Source organism: Streptomyces sp. NPDC054872 (genome assembly GCF_053610705.1).
In genome coordinates this window covers 185546-204627 of sequence record NZ_JBSGYY010000013.1, presented here as the reverse complement: position 1 = coordinate 204627, position 19082 = coordinate 185546, and the positions used below count along the sequence as shown (strand labels likewise).

The following is a 19082-nucleotide window of genomic DNA, read 5'->3' as shown; positions in this document are numbered from 1 at the left end:
CACGAGTGCCGACTCCAGCAGCGCCTGCTCGCCGAGACCGACCCCGGCGGCCCAGCTGCCTGGCCGCCGAGAAGCCTCCGGGTCGGTATAGGCCTGGAGAGCGGAGGCTGGAGCCGTGTTGTCGGCGATGCGGCTCCAGCCGGCCTCGGCGGGCACGGCTCAGGGTCCGGGAGCCGGCGGTGCGGGGCAGAGCCCACTTCACCTGGTCTGAGGGTAGAAGGAACCCGGGGTTGATCGGAAGCGGGGACCGGTCACGCTGAGAGCTGCTCAGCCTCTGCCCATGGGCGAGGTCCAGCGGCTGGTCATCTCGATCCCTTTTACTTGTGCGCCGCTCTGGCTGTTGCGCTCCTGGCGGTGGCCGGGGCCGTGCATCTGCTCCGCCACCGCTCTCGAGCTGACCTGGCCGCCTTCTGGCGGCGCATTGCGAGCGGGAAACCCCATGACCGTGCTGCCGCTCCGCCGCCGGGCTAACTACTACCGATGTACGCCACCGCATTACGGTGGCTAGTCTGGTGGCATGACAGTTATGACCTTGCGTATCCCCGATGATCTGGATCCCTCGATCCGCGCGAGCGCCGAGGCAGCCGGAATGTCACTGAACGCCTACATCGTGCGCGCTGCGCGCCGTCAGTCCGTCCTCGACGCCGCGCAGCAGCTCGCCGCCCTCGGTCTCGGTGACGACCTGGCTGGCGAGGGCGACACCCTGTGAGGCGCGGTGACATCTGGACGCTCACAGACGGCCGCAACGTCCTCCTCGTGTCCCTCGACGGTCTGGAGGCCACATTCGGCGCGGTGCTCGCGATCGTGCTGCACCCCTCCGGCCGCTTCCCCGACACTGCCATGTCCGTCGTGATCGGTGACCCGCTGCCGTGCACCGCGGTGGCGGTCAATCTGCAGCAGCTGCGCACGACCCGCTTCGAGGGCGCGCAGCACGTCGGCACGGTAGCCGCGGAGACGATGGCACGCGTCGACCAGGCACTGCGCGCGGTCCTCGACCTATAGGCCTGGCAACCAGGCACCGGAACGTCAGCGGGACGCTGGCGAGAGACCCCCGGATCAGCCCTGAACCCGAGCTCCAGGGGCATCACAGGCGACGCCACTGCCGCGTCAGGGGATGTAGGGGTCGCAGGCGATGCCGTCGCCATCCCTGTCGAGCTCGGGGCGGTAGCCCGGCTCACCCTGGAGCAGCGGAGCCGCACCAGCAGCCCGTGCCTCATCGCAGTTCTCGTAGTAGACGTTCTGAGCTGCTGACGACTCAGGTCGCTGTGTGGGCTCCGGCGCCTCAGTCTGCGTCTCTGTGACCGTCTCTGCCGGACGCGGTGGCGGGGTGGCCTTCTCGCTGGATGACGGCGTCGGGCTCGACGTCGAAGGTCGAGGAGTGGGGGAAACACTGGTCGTAACCGGCGCCTGCGGCTCCTCCGCCCCGCGTCCGCAGGAGGACAGAATGGCGCCCAGCGCCAGTAGCCCGACTGCCAAGGCGACCACAGCGGTGAGAATCCGCCCCAGCCAGCCCATGCCAGCCCAGCGCCGCCGCGCACGCTGCACCGGCCCCCGCCGCTGCCCGCCGTTTCCGGCCATGCCTTCAGTGCATCACGTGCCCAAACGGGCCGCACGTCGCACCTACTCGTGGCTTCGCGAGCCGCCAGGCGCTCGACTTACCGGGGAACGAGCACGTCAGGCATGCCAGGGAGCGGGAACAGGGGCTGCTGCCCGAGGAGTTCCGGGTTGACCTCTTCGACGTTGGTGATCAGCAGTGGACCGCTGTCCCGGTTTGTGGCCATGTGTTGTCGGGTCCATCTCACTGCGTGCTGCTGGGTCTGTTCCCGGCGCAGCAGCCCGTTGCTCTCGCTGTAGACGATCCAGTCGCAGCGGCCCCGGGCCGAGCGCACCTTGCGCCGCACCCTCAGCCACAGCGCCGCGGCAACCCGCCCCTCGGCCAGCAGGGAATCCAGCGTGGGCCCCAACCGTGCAGGAGCGGGAGCAGGTGCCCGTGGCAGCTTCTCCAGCTCGGCGAGCGGCGACGTCCGGACAGGTGGCGCGGCGGGACCTGGTCGGCCGCGGGAGACCACGAACATCAACGCGATGACGATTCCCCCCACGAACAGGACACTCACGAGCAGCTCGCCCAGCATGCTGTCGATCATGTCGCCAAATTCCCCTGCCGCGTAGGGTTGTGACCCCACTAGACCTCCCCCTGTCGCTGTGCCGATGAAGCGCGCCTTTGACTGTACAAGCGCGATACGGCACGGCCCGCGCGCGGACGCGGTCCCGGCAGGGGTGCCGGTCTGGGAGGGGCGGGCGAAGTGCCGGAAGCCCTGCCCGCCCCCGGGTGTCGCTGACACACTCGGAACGTTGTGGCACCCCTGCTGATGGAGGACGCGTTGAGCCAGCCGGAACAGCCTTGGCAGCCGGAACAGCCTTGGCAGCCGGGCCCGAGCGATCTGCCCTTCACGACCCACTTGATCAACCCGCACGGCGACCGGCACTTGGGCTTCAACGACGAACAGGGACGCTTCTACCGGCTGTGGCAGCACCGCCCGCCCGAGCCGCTGCATACCGGCGACGCGATCCTGCTGCGTCCGAGCGACATCGACCAGATCATCAAGTTCGCCATGATCTGGGCTACGCGCCACGCGTCCGCCCCGCGCAGCGACGCTTTGATCGATGAAGTCGCCGCCGGAGCCAAGGCCGTCGTTCTGCACTTCGCCCAGGCCGCCCAGGCTCCGGTACAGCGTTAGGCACTGTCCGCGGCAACGGCGGCGCGAAACTCCTGCGTCATCAACGCCACCGAGCCGCGCTGGACAGGGGCCGGGCCCTGCTCACCCCACACTTTGTGCAGCGCGGCCTCGATGTGCTCGTTGACCGCGTCGTGGATGACGCCCCGGTACTCCTCGGGCACCTCGCGCACATCCTGGACGACAACCATGGTGCCGAAGCGGGTGCCGATCATCCCGATCGTGGTGACCTTCCAGCCGAGCTCCCTCGCAGCCTTGCGCATCGCGGCCCGGATCAGCTCCACCCCGCCCAGACCAACAGCCTCCTCGTCATCCAGGTTCACCTGGTACGAACCGCCGAATCCGCCCGCGCCCTCGGGGCAGTTGCGGCGCAGCAACGGCACGAGGGCTGCTGCCATGGCAGTGCAGCGCGGGTCCTTCGCATAGGAGGCCATCGTCAGCTCCCTTCCGTGCCAGTGAGGTGCGGCCACAACAGTTTCAGGTCACTGGCGACCCGGTCGGCCAGGACAGCGGGGTCGTTGGCCGTCCACTGGTGAGCCGTCCCGATGGCGTCCGGGGCCTTGTCCCTGGAAGTGCTCCTGTCTGGGAACGATCCGGACTGCCCGCGGGCGGTGAAGGTCGCGGGACCAGGCGGCCGGGGCAGGAAGAGCAGAGGGTGGTGCGGGGTGAAGCCGAAGTGGCCAAGGCCGGCGGCGGGCTCTTCTTCGAAGAGCTGCGGCTCGGTCCACAGGCCGACGCTCACGACGATCCAGGTGTTCGGACGGTCCGGGTCGTCGCACAGCCACAGATCGAAAGTGCCAACCAGCAGGTTCTCTTCCCACTTCCAGACCTTCGCCCGGGGATCGAGTTCATCGGCCCCGTCCGCGCGCAGCGGTATCAGAGCGTGCTCGAACGGAGCGATCAGATCGTCGTAGGCGACCCGCATCGCGGCACTCCCGGCGTGGTCATACGTGAGTTCGCGATCCGGCGTGATCTCCCACTGCAGACCGCCGGGCAGTTGCCCGACCAGGTACTGGCGCAGCGGGCCCAGGGCCAGAGGAAGGCCGCCCTGGCCCGTCCGGGCATGCTCGGCCGCGGGCAGGCGAACCCACCAGGCGTAGTACGGCGTTCCATCGGGGTAGGAGTCGTGGTCGACGCAGAGTTCGTACACGCAGCCCGACGATGCTGCCAGCTCTTGCATTGGACCCTGGGTGCGCTCGTCCAGGCCTGGATCCTCGCCTGCCAGCCGCTGCGGGTCCTTGACTTCCAGCCGCCACACCAGCCACTCGAATTCGTCCCAGTCCGTCATGCCCGCCCCTCGCCCCTGTCGCGCCCGGCCAACGGACCGCTCCTCCACTGAGTAGGTGTCTTTGAACTCTGGCCGTGAGGCAGAGACGGTTGGATGATCTGTGGTGTGGGGGTTGGCGGGACGGCTCGGCGGTATTGCCGGGAGTGTGGTGATCCGTTGCCGGTGGCGATGGCGGCGGCCGCAGCGTTCTGCTCAAGTCGGTGCAGGTCGCGGCAGTGGCGGAGGATGCGCCGGACCCGGGTGCGGGTGGCTGCGATCCAGCGGGGCGAGCAGGCGGTGTGTCCGGTGTGCGGGCGGTCGTGGACGGTTGGGGTGGAGCGGGCGAGATCGGCGGTGTACTGCTCGGACCGGTGCCGGGTGCGGGCCTGCCAGCAGCGGCGGGCGTGGCGTTTTGGTGTTGCGGAAACACCGTAGGCGAACGCCTCGCCCGCATCTTCAACACCCTTTGTTTTGCACGGGTGTTGAGCCCCCCGGGCGGGTGCTTCCAGTGCTCCCGGCTCGCGCTCTGTCTGCGCCAGGTGGGCTCGCGCGAGGGTGGGCGGTGACCGGGGCCGGTGCCCCTTTCGACCGGTCGCATCCTGGTGGCCGGGCCGGGCTCCGGTAAGGGCGGTGGTCGTGATGGCCGAGGTGAAGGACCGGGTCGGGAACGTCACCCGGCAGCGTTACGAACAGCTCGTCGCGCAGGCCAAGGACCTAATCGCACAGGTCACCCGCGCCCAGTTCACCCTGGGAGACATGGCCTTGGAGATCGAGCCGATGCGCCCGGTGGGCGGGTCGATGCCCAACGGCACGGAGGACCTGTTCACCGTCGCGGAGTCTTTGCAGATCTTCGCGGACGACGTCGGTGTCGAGCGGAACACAGTGGAGGACTGGCGCTACACCGCCAACCGGTGGCCCAAGGACAAACGCAAGGAGGGGGTCTCCTTCACCGTCCACCGCATCCTGGCCTCGGTCGCCAACGAGGACGAGCGGTGGGCGGCGATCGAGGACGCGCCGTTCAACCCGCGCACCGGAGCCAGGCAGTGGACACCCGACGGCGCCAAGCGCGTGGTCGGCCAGCGGGTCGACCGCCCGGTCACGCTGGATGAGAAGGTCGCGGCCGTCGCCGACCTGACCCGCGATGACGAGGTCGCCGCCCAGGTCGCCACCGACCTGCTGAAGCGGCCCAAGGTGACCGAGCACGTCACCCCGGCCGAGAAGATGCGGGTGGTCACCGAGCTGACCCGCGATGAGGAAACCGCCCAGGAAGTCACCCGCGACCTGCTGCGCCGGCCGACGGTGGCCCGCTCGACGATGCGGGATGACACCACGCGGATGCTGGTGAACCGTGCTCAGTTCGACAACACCGCCGAGAGCCGCGAGAAGACCCGCGAGCGGGTCCCGGCCGTCCGCAAGATCGAGCACACCCTGGAGTACGTCGATCTCGTCGGTTCTTGCCACGGCTTCGTGGCCACGCTGGGGCGGCTGGTTCCGAAGATGCGCGGTCAGCAGTTCACCGACGACGAGCGCGACACCGTCCGGCGTCAGCTGGCACGGGTCCGTGCCGCGGCGGACTGGCTGGAGGGGGCGCTCGATCACGGCGAGTTCACCCTGGACGAGCAGCTGACCCAGCTGTTGAAGGGCGAGTAGGCCATGGGGCGGCGCCCGGCGGCGCGGCCGCTGTCCGAGCACTACGGCGACCTGGTCCGCGTCGCTTTGATGGAGGCCAGACCCGCGGGCCTGCACACCTACCAGCTCATGTCCGCCACGCGCATCACCCGCTCCCAGGTCGCCCGGGGGGTTCGGCACCTGCGGGACGTCGGTGCGGCTGAGCACCTGACCCCGATCATCTGGCGGCGCAAGGACGGCTACATGTTCTCCGACGACCCCGCGGACTGGATCGAGTACGAGAAGAAGCAACTGGCCCAGATCCTGGGACGGCTGGCCCGGATGATCACGGGGACGCTCGACCCCCACCTGGCCCGTTACCCCGATGACGATTGGGCCCAGCTGGTCACCGACCAGCTCACCGGTGTCCGCTCCACCCTCGCCCAGCTCTCCAAGCAGTCCCGCTCCTGACACGAGTCCTGCCATGCCGACCGCTGCCCGCCACCGGCCCCGCCGCTATCCCTCCGACACCACGATCGCCGAATGGGCCTTGCTCGAACCCTTGTTGCCCATCGAGGCATGCCAGACCAAGACCGGCGGGCACCCCGAGAAGTGGCCCCGCCGGCAGGTCGTCGACGCCATCCGCTACCTGGTCGACAACGGAGCGAAATGGAGGTCCCTGCCTGCGGATTTCCCTCCGTGGCAGACCGTCTACGGATTTTTTGCGCGATGGAACCGGGCCGGGGTCATCACCTTCATCCGGGACCAGCTGCGACGGCACATCCGCACGGGCAAGGGCCGCTGCCCGTTCCCGGTGACACTGATCGTCGACTCCCAGTCGGTGAAGGCGGCCTCCACTGTCGGCCGGGACAGCCGCGGCTACGACGCGGGAAAAAAGATCAACGGGCGCAAGAGACACCTCGTGGTGGACACCCTGGGCCTGCCCGTGATGATCACGGTGACGGCGGGCGATGTCCGCGACGAGATCATCGCCCGGGACCTCCTCTGGCGCCTGCGGCTCACCCACCCGCAGATCACCCAGGTCTGGGCAGACTCCGCCTACGCCCGTGACCTGCTGCCCGCCTGGACCGCAGACCACCTGTGGTTGTCGCTCCAGCCCGTGCTGCGGCCCAGGGGAACCCGCGGCTTTGTCGTGCTGCCCCGACGCTGGAAAGTCGAGCGCTCACTCGGCTGGATCATGAACGCCCGCCGCAACTGCCGCGACTACGAGCGGCTTCCCCAGCATGCCGAAGCACACCTGAACTGGGCGTTCATCACGCTCATGACCCGGCGTCTGACCCGCAGCGGGTCCCGCACCGACGCCTGGACGAAGAAGCCCCGCGCGGGCGGCGGCTGAGCTGACGCGCGGCGCCCGCGCTCCGCGCGAATGACGGGGGTTCAAAGACAGGCTCTCAGGCGTGCTGCACCCAGTCCTGGTCCAGGCGGTCGGTCAGGTTCGCGGCGGCGAAGGCTGCCTTCAGCTCGTCGCGGCCTTCGGTGAAGTGGGCCCAGCTGTCGTGGTGGACGGGCACGACATGTCGGGCGCCGAGGATCTGGGTGGCTTCGGCGGCCTGGGCGCTGTCCAGGACGATCGGGTTGCCGTCGAAGACCATGGGGAAGCGGGGTGCTCCGGCAAACAGGAGGGCGGTGTCGACCGGGGCGAAGCGCTCGGCGATGTCCCTGACCGCGTCGAGGGAGGCGTTGTCGCCACTGACGTAGACGGTGGGCAGGCCCTCGCCGGTCAGGACGAAGCCGACGACCTGGCCGGTGCTCGCTTCGACCTCCTCGCGCGGGCCGGGGCCGTGGATGGCGGGCACGCCGGTGACGGTGATGGCGCCGGGGCCGCCGTCCCGGCGCTCGAGCTCGACGGACTGCCAGTCGGCCAGGCCCTTGGCCCGCTCCCCCAGCGTCTCGCCCAGGCGCTCCCCGCCGCCGGGGGTGGTCAGGGTCAGCGGGAGGTCGGCGAGCAGGGCACGGCCGGAGGTGTCGAGGTTGTCGGCGTGCTCGTCGTGCGAGAGCAGGACCACGTCGACGCGGCCGAGGTCGGCCGGGGTGCCGGTGGAGGGGGCGGTCTTGGTCAGGGTCGGGCGACCGGGCCTGGAGTAGTCGCCGGGGCCGTCGAAGGTCGGGTCGGTCACGAAGCGAAGGCCGCCGTACTCGAAGAGGGCCGTCGGACCGCCGAACGTGCGGACCGGGACCTGGCTGGCGTTGAGCTGGGACATCACGTCTCTCTTTCTCACGAAAAAAACCTGTGGTTTCCGTGACTCCAGGCTAGGCAAGTATCACGGAAAAACACAAGCGCTACCATGAGGGATATGGATGACGCCCTGGCCGCCGACGTGACGCCGACCGCTCTGCCTCCGGCGCCGGGTGCCGACCGGTACCGCTGTCTGGACTTCGCCGACACCGTCGCCACCCTGCCCGCCGGTCAGGGCTACGACCTGCTCGCCGCACCGGAATCCGCCATGCACTGGCTCGCCGCTCACGACCTGACCACCCCGCAGGTACAGCTGTACGAGGTATGTGCACAGCGGATGCGCACGATGCGCGCTCACATACGCGCTGTATTCGCCGCCCGCGTCGATGCCACCATCCCGCCCGAGGAGTCCCTGCGCGCGGTGAACGAGGCCCTCACGGCCGTGCCCACCGCCCCCCTCCTCGCCTGGGACGGGGCCCGGGGCCCGCGCCGCATCCAGGCACACCCCACCGACCAGGCCGTCAACCACGCACTGGCGACCCTCGCCGCCGACGCCGCCGACCTGCTCACCGGGCCCGACGCCGACATCCTCGCTTCCTGCGGATCAGCCCCCTGCGACCGGTTCCTCCTGCGCACCCACGGCCGGCGCCACTGGTGCTCCACACGCTGCGGCGACCGTGTCCGCGCCGCCCGCGCCTACGCCCGCCGCAGCGGTGCCTCGGGCTGACGTCCCACCCCAGGGCCTATCGCGGACCGCCCGGTGCCACGCCAAACACCTTCAGCAGACCGCTCCCGGTTGCCAACCGACAGCCGGAAGCCCGATCACTGAAGATCACTACATTGCCCCGGACTCTCTCGCGCCCGAGGCGCGTGGCGACCGAATATCCCACCGTCGGTACCAATCGCCCCGGGCCCGCCGAGTGCGGACATCTGCATCGCCTACGTCCGATGCTCGACCCTCGGGGGGCGATCGCACAGGGTGCGGGGTGTGGCGGAGCAGGGGTGACAACGGTGCGGCCGTCGTCCGGGCCCGTGTGCGGAGTTCGGGGACGGCCCCATCGGTTGTCAGGCGGTCTCGTTCTCCGTGATGGTCGGTGTGGCGGGGTGGGTGCGGTGGCCGGTGGTTCCGAGGGCGGCTGCGGCGAGGGCCAGGACGATGACCGCGGCGGCGTACCACTGGGCGACGGTCTGCAGGTCGGCGATGGGGACGAGGAGGCCGGCGGCGATGACGGGGATGCTCAGGGTCAGGTAGCTGACGATGTAGAAGGACGAGTACAGCTCGGCGCGGCGGGCGGTGACTACGGTGCCCAGGAGGCCGAAGGATCCGAAGAACGCCATGCCGAAGCCGGCTCCGGCTATCACTGTGCCGGTGAAGTACCAGGCGGGTGAGGCGCTGGAGAGGGAGACGACTACCAGGGCGGTGCCGGCGGCCAGGATCGTGGTGCCGGCGACGGACAGGGTGCGGGGGGCCAGGGGGCGGGCCAGGATGCCGACGAGGGCGCCGGTTCCGGTCAGGGCGGCCACCGCCACCCCGCCGGCCAGGGCGTTGTCGATGTGGAGGATCTGCTTGGCCAGGGAGGGGCCGAGGGAGAGGTGCAGGCCCAGAAGGGTCCAGATGACACCGGTGGTCGGCGCGGCGCGCAGAAACGCGGAGCGGGCCTCGGCAGGGACGGCCACACGGGGCGGCAGGGAGGCCAGGGCGCCGGGTCGGCGCGGGGAGGTCTCCGGCAGCCGGACGGTGGCGAGGGTGAGCAGGGCGAACAGGGCGGTGAAGGCGGTGAACAGGGTGGTGTCGGGGACGGGGAGGAACTGCAGGACGACGCCGCCGAGAATGCCGCCGGCGGCGATACCGGCGGGCGGACTGACGCTGTTCAGGGTGGCGCCCAGGCGGCGGGAGCCGGCCGGCTGGAGGTCGGCGAGGCCGGCACTGATGGCGCCGGTGGCCGCGCCGGTCGCCAGGCCCTGTACGGCGCGGGCGGCTAGGAGCAGTCCGGGGCCGTCGGCGGCGAGGAACAGGATCATCGCGACGGTCTGCAGTGCCAGGGCGGCGAGCAGGACAGGGCGGCGTCCGACGTGGTCGGACAGGGCGCCGACGGTGAGCAGGGCAAGCAGGAGTGCCAGCGCGTAGACGGCGAAGACCAGGGTCACGACGGCGGCGGAGAAGCCCCAGCGCTGCTGGAAGACGGCGTAGAAGGGGGTGGGGGCGCTGGATGCGGCCATGAGGGAGATCAGCGTGGCGGCCAGCAGCCAGAAGCCCGCGGTGGCCGGCATCCGCCGCGCCGCGCGTGGCGGGGGCGGCTGGTGGGAGCCCGGACCGGAGGCGGCAGAGGTAGCGGGGGACGGGCTGGGAATGGTGGCGGGCATGAGGGGTCCTTGTTCCAGATGGTTCCAAAAATGTCGAACCATTGGAGCGTAGGACACCCGGACCCGACTGTTCAACTATTATCGAACCATGAGCAGCTCGACCCCACGTGTCTTCGACCACCCCGCCACCGAGGACCTGGAGCTGACGGCCGTCCTCTTCGCCCTCAGCGACCCCGCCCGCCTCGACCTGGTCCGCCGCCTGGCCACCGGGCCCCTGGACGTGGCCCACTGCCAGCCGGACGACGGCCGCCCCATCCCCAAATCAACCCTCTCCCACCACCTCAAGACCCTCCGCCAGGCGGGCGTCATCCTCAACCTGCCCCAGGGCCGGCAACGCCAGATCGTCCTGCGCAAAGACGACCTCGACCAGCGCTTCCCCGGCCTGACGGACGTGATCCTCACCCCGCCAGCGCCCGCCGGGACGCGTTCCCCGGCGAGCACCACCGGCACTGCGTGAGGTCCAGCCGGGCACCCATGCCGAGGTTCACCTCGCCGTACGGACGCACGTGTGACCAGAACAGCGATGTCCAGGCCGCGCCGGTCGGCGGGCGTGAGGAGGTCGGCCCACTCCGGCGACGACGCCGTCGCGAGATCACTGCCGTTCGCAGCTGGTGACAGCGTTCTTACCGGCACTCCGCGTACCGGCCCATCTCCGTATGTAACGGCGTTCGCTGTGTCCATTTCTGAAACGCCGTCGCGGAACGGCGACTCCTGTCCCACGAACAACACAGCATCTCTGACCTGCGGCACCGAGGTTGAAAAACACCTACTGACCGGCTCCAGGACGCCAGTACATCAAGGCCCACGGATCCGCGAGCGCCGTCCGACGGCGTCCATCCGCACGAGCGATAACGACCGTCCGGAATGACCCAACAGGGCCGGTCGGAAGGTCGCGAATCCTGGCGGCACGCGAGACTCAGCGGTCCTGAGCCAGTTTGTAGAGCTCGGCGAGAAGGCCGCCAAGATCCATGAGTTCCTGCCATGTGCCCTCTTCGCGAACCCGGCCCTCGTCAAGGACGATGATCCGGTCCGCGATCCGGGCATTTTCAAGGTTGTGTGTCACGAAGACCGCTGCCCGGCCCTGGGCAAGTCCCTTGAACCGGCTGATCACCAGGTGCTCGGCTCGGGCGTCCATCGCGGACGTCGGCTCGTCCAACATCAGCATGGCCGCGTCCCGGTAAAAGGCCCTGGCGACCGCGATGCGCTGCCATTGCCCGCCTGACAGGTCGGTGCCGCCCCAATTGGAGCTCGCGACGAGGGTGTCGAGGCCGTAGGGGACTTTCGCGAGGACGCTGTCCGCGCCGGCCGCCCGGGCCGCATCCAGGAGCAGGGCGTCGTCCTTGGTGCGGGGTTGGCCCAGGTGGATGTTGTCGCGCAGGTTCATGGGCCAGCGGGTGTAGTCCTGCGGGACGAGTCCCACGCGCGGCCAGAGGCTGTGCGGATCGGCTTCGGCCAGGTCCACGCCGTCCCACGTCACCCGGCCGCCGGTGTTCGAGACACGCAGTCCGGTGAGCAGGGCGGACAGGGTGGTCTTGCCCGATCCGTTCTCTCCGACCAGCGCGATCAGCTCGCCACGGCGCAGAGTGAGACTGACACCGTCGACGGCCGGGACATCGGCGCCGGGGTAGGTATAGGAGACGTTCTCCGCGCGGACCTCCGCGGGCGCGCCGGCCGGGACCTGCGCGGTCCCCCGCTCGGCACGTAGGGCCGTGGCGCTGCGCAGGAAAGACTGCCAGTCCTCGAGGTACAGCGAGGTACGAAAGAGCCGTGCTGCGGCCATGACCAGGGAAGTCAGGGCGCCGGTGGAGGTGCGCACCGCGATGACCGCGGTCGCGGCAATGGCCAGGTCCATCCGTCCGGTGGCGGCCAGCCACCCGAGCGCGACCCAGGTCGCCCCGAGCATCAGCCCGCTGACGGCGGAGCCGAGCAGCGTGACGCGCAGGACGCGGGGGGCCGCGCGGCGGTGGGTGGCTTTGATCCGGTCGGTGATCTGCCGGTACCAGGTGGTCAGGAATCCGGCCATGGTGGTGGCCCGGACCTCGGCGGCGGTGCGCTGGTTGGTGGAGTAGTAGCGCACCAGGTAGCGCAGGTGGTTGTCGGAGATGTTCTGGTAGTCGGCGCGGTGCTGGATCCGGGCGGTGGTGATGGCGGCCGCGCCCTTGGGCACGACGGCCAGGACGAGCAGCGGCAGCAGCAGCGGGTGCAGGATCGTCAGTACGGAGGCCGCGGCGATGAGTTGGGCGAGGGCGGACATCAGGGCCTGGGCGTCGCCGATAAGGGTCTCGGTTGCCTCGGCGCCCTTCCCAGCGGCCTGGAGGCGGTCGGTGAAGCCGGGCCGGTCGTACGCCTCCAGCTCCACCTGCGGTGTGGCGGCCAGGATCTGCAGATCAGCTTCGGTGGCGACTTCCGGGGCCAGGCGGGCGGAGGCGTAGATGGCGAGCGCGTCGGCCCCGGCCCGCACCGCGGTGGCGACGGCGACCACGATCAGCGAGCCGGTGGCAGCACTCACCCGGTCGGCGACCGGTCCGCCGGTGAAGAGGTGGTTCATCGCACCGGGCAGTGCGGCGAGCGCGACGGCTGAGGCGATGGCGACAACCAGCTGGCACAGCGCGAGCCAGAGCATGGCGGGGCGGTCGGCAGCCCAGCCGAGGCGTGTGGCAGCGGCGATCGTGCGGGGGAGGCGGGCGGCCATGGCCCACCAGGAGGCGTTCGCGATGTCCTCGAAGCGCGGGTCGCTCTGGTAGCCGACTTGCTGCGGGGAGCCGGAGGATTTCGGGGCGGGTGAGGACTGCGTCACCCGCCCCATCCTGGTGCGTCCGCCGTGGGCCCTGAGGCCCTTTGAGTCGAAGTCGCCCGTGTGATGGACAGGGCGTCTACAGGGCCCGGAGAGCCAGTTCGACGGCGGTGATCAGGAACAGTCCCGTGCGGTACCGCGCCGCCTCGTGCGGGCTCAGCGCAGCCCGCTCGACCGTCTCGGCGAGTACGGCGGCGTCGAGATACCCCTGGTCGATGAGGTGGAGGTCCTTACCCCAGCCGCGCAGCAGACCGGTGGCGTACTCGTGCGCGGCACGGTTCATCAAGTGGCCGAAGTTCTCCCGCAGGGCAGGGTTCACCACGGTTTCGGGCAGGCCCCGCGCGGCGAGGCGCTGATGCAGGAGGAGCTTGTCCTTCTTCCACTCGATCGGGAGGCGCTGGCCAAAGCGGACCAGATCGGCATCAGTGAACGGGGCGATGGTCCATAAGCCGCGGCGGGCGAGCAGCGGGGTGGCGACCTCCAGGGCGACCAGAGCCGTCTCCGGCGCCACGGTGGGCGGCGCAATGCCGGTGTTGACCTCGCCGAGCAGATCGCGGACGCGTTCGCCGCACCAGTCCGGCGCGGACGGCGCCGGCCTCTCCCCGCCTTCGTGGTAGCGGATGCGGGCGACTTCATCGCCACCGAACCCGGATACGACCGTGGTGTTGTCGCGGGTGCGCAGGGCCTGGGCGAGCGCGTCGGCGGCCTCCAGGTGCGGCTCGTCCAGCGGGCTGATCGCCTCGGGGTGCGATCGGCGCAGACCGCCCGGCGACAGCGGTGGATGTGCCGAGGCGGGCACGGTGATGTCGTCGGCGAAGTCGAAGTGCTCGATCACCGTGCGGCGCCGGGCGACCTGCTGCTCTCCGGCTTCGCCACCGATCAGCATGGCGCAGGGCGTGATCAGTTGGGGGTGGTTCAGGGCGAGGGAGATGGCGAGGTTGGTGGAGTCCACCCCGCCCGACAACTGCGCTGCAGTCCGGCCAGGGGTGAGGGGGCGGCGAGCTAGGACGTGGTCGACGACCGACTCGAAGGCATCCACCAGCGCCGCAGCGTCAGCGTTCTCGGCCAGCTCGGAGGGCAGGGCATGCGCGGCGGCGGAAGGGTAGGCCAGGCGCAGGCCCTCGGCATCGGCGTACGCAGTGGAGTGCTCGGAGAGCCGCTGAATGGTGGTGAACAGCGTGTCGTGCCCGTAGCGGGGCCGGCCGACCAGCAGCCGCATCACCTCCAGCTCATTGAGCGTGCCAGGAGATAGGCGTTCGCGCAGGTCCATCAGCTGCCACGAACCGGTCAATGTCCCCTTCGCATGGGCGAGATAGAGCGGGCACACCCCCCCTAGCCCCGTTTGAAGTCGCAGGCCCTGCGGGCCTGCCTCAATCCAGATGCCCTGCACAGGCCAGGTGCGGCACTCATGGACAGCGCGCTCATACACTGACTCGTCCACCGGGGCCGGGGCGATCGACCGCAGCAGGGAGGCCCGGCCTGCGGCCCGTTCGCGCACCACCATCAGCGTTCTGGCACCGTCGGTGACCGACCTCGCTTCCAGGGCTGGATGGGACAGCGGCAGGACTCGGTCCTCCCCCCGGGTCCAGCCCCTCTCCTCACCGCTCCACTGCCACGGCCCTTGGACGGTGCGCAGGTCGACCGAGCACATCAGCATGCCCGAACTCCTCGTGTAGTCGGATACAGAGCGGCGGGGCCCGCGCGGCTCTTGGCCATGCGCGGGCCCCGGTCGCGCTGTGCGATCAGTCGTCAGTCCTCGAACCGGCCCTGGTCCGAGGTGTCCGCGGCCTTCTCGTCGAAGCGGGCCTCATCGCTCGGTACGGCGGTGATCTCCGGGCCTGCGAACACGGACTCCCACGGACGCGTCTGGTCCTGCATCGCGATCCCCTTCCTTGGCTAATCCCGGTCGACACAACGTCACCGGGGCTCACCAATTAGTGAACTGTGCAGGGGAGTTGACGGGTAGCGTGGAGTACACGCGGAGCGGTATATCGGGTATACGAGGGCGGGAACCGATGACCCAGCGCACGCCGAATCCCCAGCTCAGAGGGCTCGTCGCCGAATCTGGTCTGTCCTATGCGGCGCTCGCGGCTGCGGTGCGGACCGTGGCCGCCGAGCACGGCGAGTCTCTACGCACCAACAAGTCCGCCCTCGAGCACTGGATCGGGGGCGTTGTCCCAGCCCCGCGCACCGGCCACTACCTGGCCATCGCGCTCTCCCGCAGGCTCGGACGAATCCTCACAACCGAGGAGATCGGCCTTGGACCCGCACGCGCCATGGAGGATGACAGCATTGGACTGTCCCTCGGCGACGACCCGATCGACGCCCTGATGCCGATGTGGAGAGGCGAATTGGACCGACGCAACTTCCTCGCCACCTCCGCCTACTCCGTGGCGGCCGCCGCCCTCCCGCTGGGTTCTGTCCTCGACATCGCCGCACGCAGCCAGGCTGTCCGCACCGGCGCTGTCATCGGGATGGCTGAGGTCGCCGCGGTGCGCGACATGGTCCACCTGTTCTCCGAGATGGACGAACGCCACGGCGGACAGCACGCTCGCACCGCCCTCATCCAGTACCTGCGCGACGACGTCGCCCCGTTGTGCCGCGGCCGGTTCCGCACCGACGAGGTGCGACAGCAGATGCTGTCGGCCGCCAGCCGCGGCGTGCACCTGGTCGGCTGGAAGGCATACGACGCCGGCAACCAGGCGCTTGCCCAGCGGTATTACCTCCAGTCCGCCCTCGCCGCCGAGGGCGGGCTAGTCGGCCAGGACGGGTTCGTCATGCGGACCATGGCCATGCAGGGGCTCAAGCTCAACCGGCCCGAGCACTGCCAGGGCCTCGCCGAGACCGGCCTGAACCGCGCCAAGGGCAAGGTCGACGTCCAGACCGAGGCACTCTTCCGCATCGTCCATGCCCACACCCTGGCCAAGACCGGCCAGCGGCACGCGGCCATCGGCGAGGCCGACCGGGCCCACGCCCTGCTTTGCGCCGACCAGGGCGACGTCGTCCCCTTCTGGGCCCTGACCTGGGGACCGCCCCAAGGCTCCATCCACTCGCGGGCCGCGAAAGTCTTCGAAGCCCTCGGTGACCACAAGATGGCCGCCGAGCAGTACGGCCGCGCCGCCGCCTCCCGCCCTGCCTGCACCTACGCCCGCATCGTGGCCCTCGACCTCGTCGCCGAAGCCGAGATCCAACTCAAGCAAGGCCGCATCGAACAAGCCTGCGCCACCTGGAACCGATCCATGGACCACATGAGCGGCGTCCACTCCGTCCGCACCCGCAAAGCCGTCAAGAACATGCGACGCGACCTCCGCCGTTTCCGTGCCCGCGGCATCCGCCCCGCCATCGAACTCGCCGAACGCGCCACTGCGTTTCTGACCAACGCCTAGCGTCCTACCGCCTCTGACTCAGCTGACGTACCCGCGGCGTGCTGTCAGGTCGTCCAGGTCGACGGTGGTGCAGCCGTGCAGGCTGACAGCCAGGCGGGCCGCGAGCGTGTGGTGGAGCGTGTGTTCGTCGGTGTAGGGCACGAGCGTGAGCGGGTGGCCGTCCGGATCGGGCAGGGGCTGCAGCGTAGCTGGATCGTGCACGATGCCGGCCACGCCCCAGAAGGGGGCGTACTCCACGAGGGCTGCGGCGTATCCCTGGCGCAGGTGCGGGCAGTCCACCACGGATTCGACGGCGCAGGGCACGCACAGAGGCGGTGCCGTTGTCGTCTCTCCCTCGGCGATCGGCCTCCCATCTGGAGCCCGGACCAGGAACAGGTGGAGCTCGTCGGGGAGCTGACCGATGGTGGAGGCCGCGCACACCTGGCACAGCAGGTGGGTCATCGCGCGGCGCTGGCGCAAGGCGTGGACGTCACCGAGCTGGGGGCGGCCCCCTCCGGGGACGGCGGGCATACGCATCCACAGCACCCCGTCGCGGCGGTCGCTGGGGTGCTCGTTGCGGTAGCCGATGCCCGGACCGTTTCTGCTGTAGCTGCGCACGATCGTGCCCGGCCGTTGCCGCTCGTGCGTCCAGGGCGCGATGTAGGGGACTCGCAGGCCATTCCAGTAGTGCTGAGGTGCACTCATGACGGCGTCACCCAGATCCCGTCGGGGGCGCAGGCAAGCGATCAGGTGCGGGGCCGCGGCCCAGGAGTTCCACGACCGTGACCAGAGCGGGCCCTGCCGGGAGGTCGAGCCTGCCCGTCATCGCGGTGCGCCCCCGCGTCGCCTCGACGACGCCGGGATCCTGGGGTGCCTCAAGTTCCGTCGCATCCTGGCGGCCGGTGAGCGAGACCACGCCCAAGATGACGCGGCCGCCATCGAGCGCCAGAGTGACGGCCTGTCGGCCGCAAGGAACGGCGGCGGCGAGTGCAGCCAGGGTCGCGGCTTGGTTGCCGAGCTCGTCTGCCACGGCCATCGGCAGGCCCCATCCAACTGCGGTGAGTCCCACGTTCATAGCGGCGTACTCGCCGGTCGCTGCGTCGCGAGCAGGGAAGGTCCAGGTCATCTGCTGGAGGGGCTTCTTGACGCGCAGCCGGCCGTGCGGTGGAACCCTCTCCAGCTCAGGCCGCGGGAAGGGCCTCGTATAGGTGGGGACCATCTCCGCGTACAGCGCGCGGGCATGCTCAGGGGTGATCTCGGGGGACATTCGATCCGTCCTCGCTGCTCTGGGCGGTGGACTGTGTCGGGTCGCCGGGGAGGTCGATCTCCGCTCGGACGGTCGTGCCTCCCTCGTCGTCTTTGTGCTGTCCCCACCGGCTCGCCAGGGTTTCGACAATCAGCAGGCCGCGGCCGTGCTCGGCCTCGGGCGCGGCCTGCTGGGCGTGGAGTTGGCGGTGGGGGCCGTGGTCGCCGACGCTGACTGCTGCTTCGTCGTCGGTGAGGGTGATCTCGACAGTGATTTCGGGGCTGCGCGTGTAGGTCACCGCGTTGGTGGTGAGCTCGCTGACGATCAGCTGCATGTTCGTGCGGACGGCCTCGGCGACGCCCCAGTCGGCGAGGGTGAGGCCGACGTAGGCACGGGCCTCGCCGGGCGTCCGGTCGGAATGGCCGGGCAGTCGCAGGCGGGTGCTCAGAGCGTGGGACCGGGACTCGTAGGAGGTGTGCGACTCGGCCGCGTGGCCTCTGGGTGCGGGATGCATCACGCGGGCGCCCCCTCTGGGGTGGTCGCGGCGTGGATGGCCTGACGGAAGCAGTCCTGCGGGTAGAAGGCGAAGGCCGATGCGCCGAGCAGCCACGCCCGCAGCGCGATCCGGTCGCCGTGAGCCCAGGCGATCTCCTGCTCTGCAGGAGCAATGACTCCGTTCACTTCACCGCGGACTACCAGGTTCTCCACCGTGCACCAGCCGATTCGCTGGCGCCGCGGGACCTCGGGTGGGACCAGGTCATACACCTCGTGGACGACCAGCCAGCCGCACGAAGCAGCGAAACTGCCGAGGTGCGCGAGCATCCGGGCCACTACCTGCGGGGCGGTGCTGCTGGTGTACAGCACGACTCGGGGATGGCCAGGCACGGTGCCCACCAAGGTGGTGACAGGCGCAGCGACGGGAGTGTCAGGCATCGTGCTTCAGCTCCAGAACATCTGAGGGGGAAGGCTGTTGGGCACAAGCCCCGGAGCGCGTTGCTGGGGTGCTGTGCAGGGGGCGCTTGCGGTGTCTCATGCCTCGCTCCGCCGGTTGGAGTCGACTTCGGCCCAGATGGCCGACGTTCCGTCCTTGTGGAGGCTGTGGCCGAAGCGATCGGCCTGGCCGAGGAGGAAGTCAAGGACCGCGAGCCGTTCTGATTCGCCGAGTGAGTCGGGGACTTCGACTTCGAGGCGGATCCGCTCGTCTGTGGCGTCCTGGCACGGGATCGCGCCGAGCACGCTGGTGAGCATGGAGGCGATCGCGGTGGCCTGGGTCTTTGCTGAGCTCACGGTCATCCCCCACACACGGAACATCACGTAAAGTATTTCTAATGCATTAGATTGGACCTGATGCATTAGCTTGTCAATCGGGATGCTGGAATCAGGCAATCCATCCACCGCCGACCAGTACAGAGTCCGCGCATGGGCCTCGCCGAGCCGCCCCCGCACCAGCAGGTCGCCGACGATCTGCGCCGTCGCCTCGCCAGCGGAGAATGGGCAGTTGGCGAC

23 protein-coding genes are annotated in these 19082 nt (G+C 69.8%); 9 read left to right on the top strand and 14 right to left on the bottom strand.

All coding sequences use genetic code 11. From position 1 onward, the window contains the following. The first annotated feature begins 517 nt into the window (after nt 1-517). Together ACWGIH_RS18580 and ACWGIH_RS18575 are read left to right on the top strand one after the other, a co-directional pair. Nucleotides 518-709, top strand: a complete 192-nt coding sequence (locus ACWGIH_RS18580; RefSeq protein ID WP_453451758.1) for a toxin-antitoxin system HicB family antitoxin — start codon at nt 518-520, stop codon at nt 707-709. Then, on the top strand, nt 706-1002 hold the full coding sequence (locus tag ACWGIH_RS18575; RefSeq protein ID WP_453691671.1) for a hypothetical protein: 297 nt from the start codon (nt 706-708) through the stop codon (nt 1000-1002). Before ACWGIH_RS18580 ends, ACWGIH_RS18575 begins: the two co-directional genes overlap by 4 nt. Nucleotides 1003-1107: 105 nt before the next feature. Here the strand turns inward: ACWGIH_RS18575 and ACWGIH_RS18570 are convergent, their stop codons facing one another. Both ACWGIH_RS18570 and ACWGIH_RS18565 read right to left on the bottom strand, forming a co-directional pair. Further along, nucleotides 1108-1515 (bottom strand): excalibur calcium-binding domain-containing protein, encoded by a 408-nt coding sequence (locus tag ACWGIH_RS18570; protein ID WP_453451774.1) that lies wholly within the window; start codon nt 1513-1515, stop codon nt 1108-1110. Nucleotides 1516-1655: 140 nt separating this feature from the next. Beyond that, nucleotides 1656-2144 carry a hypothetical protein gene (locus ACWGIH_RS18565; RefSeq protein ID WP_453451756.1) on the bottom strand — a complete coding sequence of 163 codons (489 nt, stop codon included), beginning with the start codon at nt 2142-2144 and terminating at the stop codon, nt 1656-1658. A gap of 210 nt (nt 2145-2354) precedes the next feature. Between ACWGIH_RS18565 and ACWGIH_RS18560 the strand changes: the two genes are divergently transcribed. Next, complete coding sequence (locus ACWGIH_RS18560) at nt 2355-2738, top strand: hypothetical protein (RefSeq protein WP_453451755.1); 384 nt, start codon at nt 2355-2357, stop codon at nt 2736-2738. Here ACWGIH_RS18560 and ACWGIH_RS18555 read toward each other — a convergent pair. Next, complete coding sequence (locus tag ACWGIH_RS18555) at nt 2735-3169, bottom strand: hypothetical protein (RefSeq protein WP_453451754.1); 435 nt, start codon at nt 3167-3169, stop codon at nt 2735-2737. The genes ACWGIH_RS18560 and ACWGIH_RS18555 overlap by 4 nt on opposite strands. Nucleotides 3170-3171: 2 nt before the next feature. Continuing rightward, nucleotides 3172-4023, bottom strand: a complete 852-nt coding sequence (locus ACWGIH_RS18550; protein WP_453451753.1) for a hypothetical protein — start codon at nt 4021-4023, stop codon at nt 3172-3174. 618 nt (nt 4024-4641) lie between these two features. Here ACWGIH_RS18550 and ACWGIH_RS18545 point away from each other — a divergent pair. Genes ACWGIH_RS18545 through ACWGIH_RS18535 form a run of 3 tightly spaced genes read left to right on the top strand, consistent with a single transcriptional unit; the run spans nt 4642 to nt 6967 of the window. Then, entirely contained in the window at nt 4642-5652 is a 1011-nt protein-coding gene (locus ACWGIH_RS18545; RefSeq protein WP_453451752.1) for a DUF6192 family protein, read from the top strand. Nucleotides 5653-5655: 3 nt separating this feature from the next. Then, a complete protein-coding gene (locus ACWGIH_RS18540) occupies nt 5656-6081 on the top strand; it encodes a hypothetical protein (RefSeq protein ID WP_453451751.1) in 426 nt (141 codons plus the stop codon). 13 nt (nt 6082-6094) lie between these two features. Beyond that, the gene (locus ACWGIH_RS18535; protein WP_453451750.1) at nt 6095-6967 is read left to right on the top strand and encodes an IS5 family transposase; all 873 of its coding nucleotides are present in this window, start codon (nt 6095-6097) and stop codon (nt 6965-6967) included. A 55-nt stretch (nt 6968-7022) separates the two neighbouring features. Here ACWGIH_RS18535 and ACWGIH_RS18530 read toward each other — a convergent pair whose 3' ends face one another. Continuing rightward, entirely contained in the window at nt 7023-7832 is an 810-nt protein-coding gene (locus ACWGIH_RS18530) for an MBL fold metallo-hydrolase (RefSeq protein WP_453451749.1), read from the bottom strand. An 84-nt stretch (nt 7833-7916) separates the two neighbouring features. Here ACWGIH_RS18530 and ACWGIH_RS18525 point away from each other — a divergent pair, with 84 nt between their 5' ends. Next, nucleotides 7917-8534: an ABATE domain-containing protein gene (locus ACWGIH_RS18525; RefSeq protein ID WP_453451748.1), complete on the top strand. Its 618-nt coding sequence runs from the start codon at nt 7917-7919 to the stop codon at nt 8532-8534. Between the two features lie 338 nt (nt 8535-8872). Here the strand turns inward: ACWGIH_RS18525 and ACWGIH_RS18520 are convergent, their stop codons facing one another. Beyond that, nucleotides 8873-10171 carry an MFS transporter gene (locus ACWGIH_RS18520; protein ID WP_453451747.1) on the bottom strand — a complete coding sequence of 433 codons (1299 nt, stop codon included), beginning with the start codon at nt 10169-10171 and terminating at the stop codon, nt 8873-8875. An 88-nt stretch (nt 10172-10259) separates the two neighbouring features. Between ACWGIH_RS18520 and ACWGIH_RS18515 the strand changes: the two genes are divergently transcribed. Continuing rightward, entirely contained in the window at nt 10260-10628 is a 369-nt protein-coding gene (locus ACWGIH_RS18515; protein ID WP_453451746.1) for an ArsR/SmtB family transcription factor, read from the top strand. Nucleotides 10629-11087: 459 nt separating this feature from the next. Here ACWGIH_RS18515 and ACWGIH_RS18510 read toward each other — a convergent pair whose 3' ends face one another. The 3 genes from ACWGIH_RS18510 to ACWGIH_RS18500 form a co-directional block, all read right to left on the bottom strand. Next, nucleotides 11088-12977, bottom strand: coding sequence for an ATP-binding cassette domain-containing protein (locus tag ACWGIH_RS18510; protein ID WP_453451745.1), 1890 nt, complete (start codon nt 12975-12977; stop codon nt 11088-11090). A gap of 67 nt (nt 12978-13044) precedes the next feature. Beyond that, nucleotides 13045-14256 (bottom strand): hypothetical protein, encoded by a 1212-nt coding sequence (locus ACWGIH_RS18505; protein ID WP_453451744.1) that lies wholly within the window; start codon nt 14254-14256, stop codon nt 13045-13047. 458 nt (nt 14257-14714) lie between these two features. Beyond that, nucleotides 14715-14843 (bottom strand): hypothetical protein, encoded by a 129-nt coding sequence (locus ACWGIH_RS18500; protein ID WP_453451743.1) that lies wholly within the window; start codon nt 14841-14843, stop codon nt 14715-14717. 137 nt (nt 14844-14980) lie between these two features. On the opposite strand from ACWGIH_RS18500, the gene ACWGIH_RS18495 reads away from it, so the two are divergent. Next, entirely contained in the window at nt 14981-16351 is a 1371-nt protein-coding gene (locus ACWGIH_RS18495; RefSeq protein WP_453451742.1) for a tetratricopeptide repeat protein, read from the top strand. Nucleotides 16352-16369: 18 nt separating this feature from the next. Here ACWGIH_RS18495 and ACWGIH_RS18490 read toward each other — a convergent pair whose 3' ends face one another. The 5 genes from ACWGIH_RS18490 to ACWGIH_RS18470 all read right to left on the bottom strand — a co-directional run. Then, a complete protein-coding gene (locus tag ACWGIH_RS18490) occupies nt 16370-17035 on the bottom strand; it encodes a hypothetical protein (RefSeq protein WP_453451741.1) in 666 nt (221 codons plus the stop codon). Between the two features lie 7 nt (nt 17036-17042). Next, nucleotides 17043-17597, bottom strand: a complete 555-nt coding sequence (locus ACWGIH_RS18485) for a hypothetical protein (RefSeq protein ID WP_453451740.1) — start codon at nt 17595-17597, stop codon at nt 17043-17045. After that, entirely contained in the window at nt 17575-18090 is a 516-nt protein-coding gene (locus tag ACWGIH_RS18480; protein ID WP_453451739.1) for an ATP-binding protein, read from the bottom strand. The genes ACWGIH_RS18485 and ACWGIH_RS18480 overlap by 23 nt, the downstream gene beginning before the upstream one ends. Further along, complete coding sequence (locus ACWGIH_RS18475; protein WP_453451738.1) at nt 18090-18440, bottom strand: hypothetical protein; 351 nt, start codon at nt 18438-18440, stop codon at nt 18090-18092. The genes ACWGIH_RS18480 and ACWGIH_RS18475 overlap by 1 nt, the downstream gene beginning before the upstream one ends. 165 nt (nt 18441-18605) lie before the next feature. Beyond that, the coding region (locus tag ACWGIH_RS18470) for a hypothetical protein (protein ID WP_453691669.1) at nt 18606-19082 on the bottom strand (477 nt) is incomplete at its 5' end.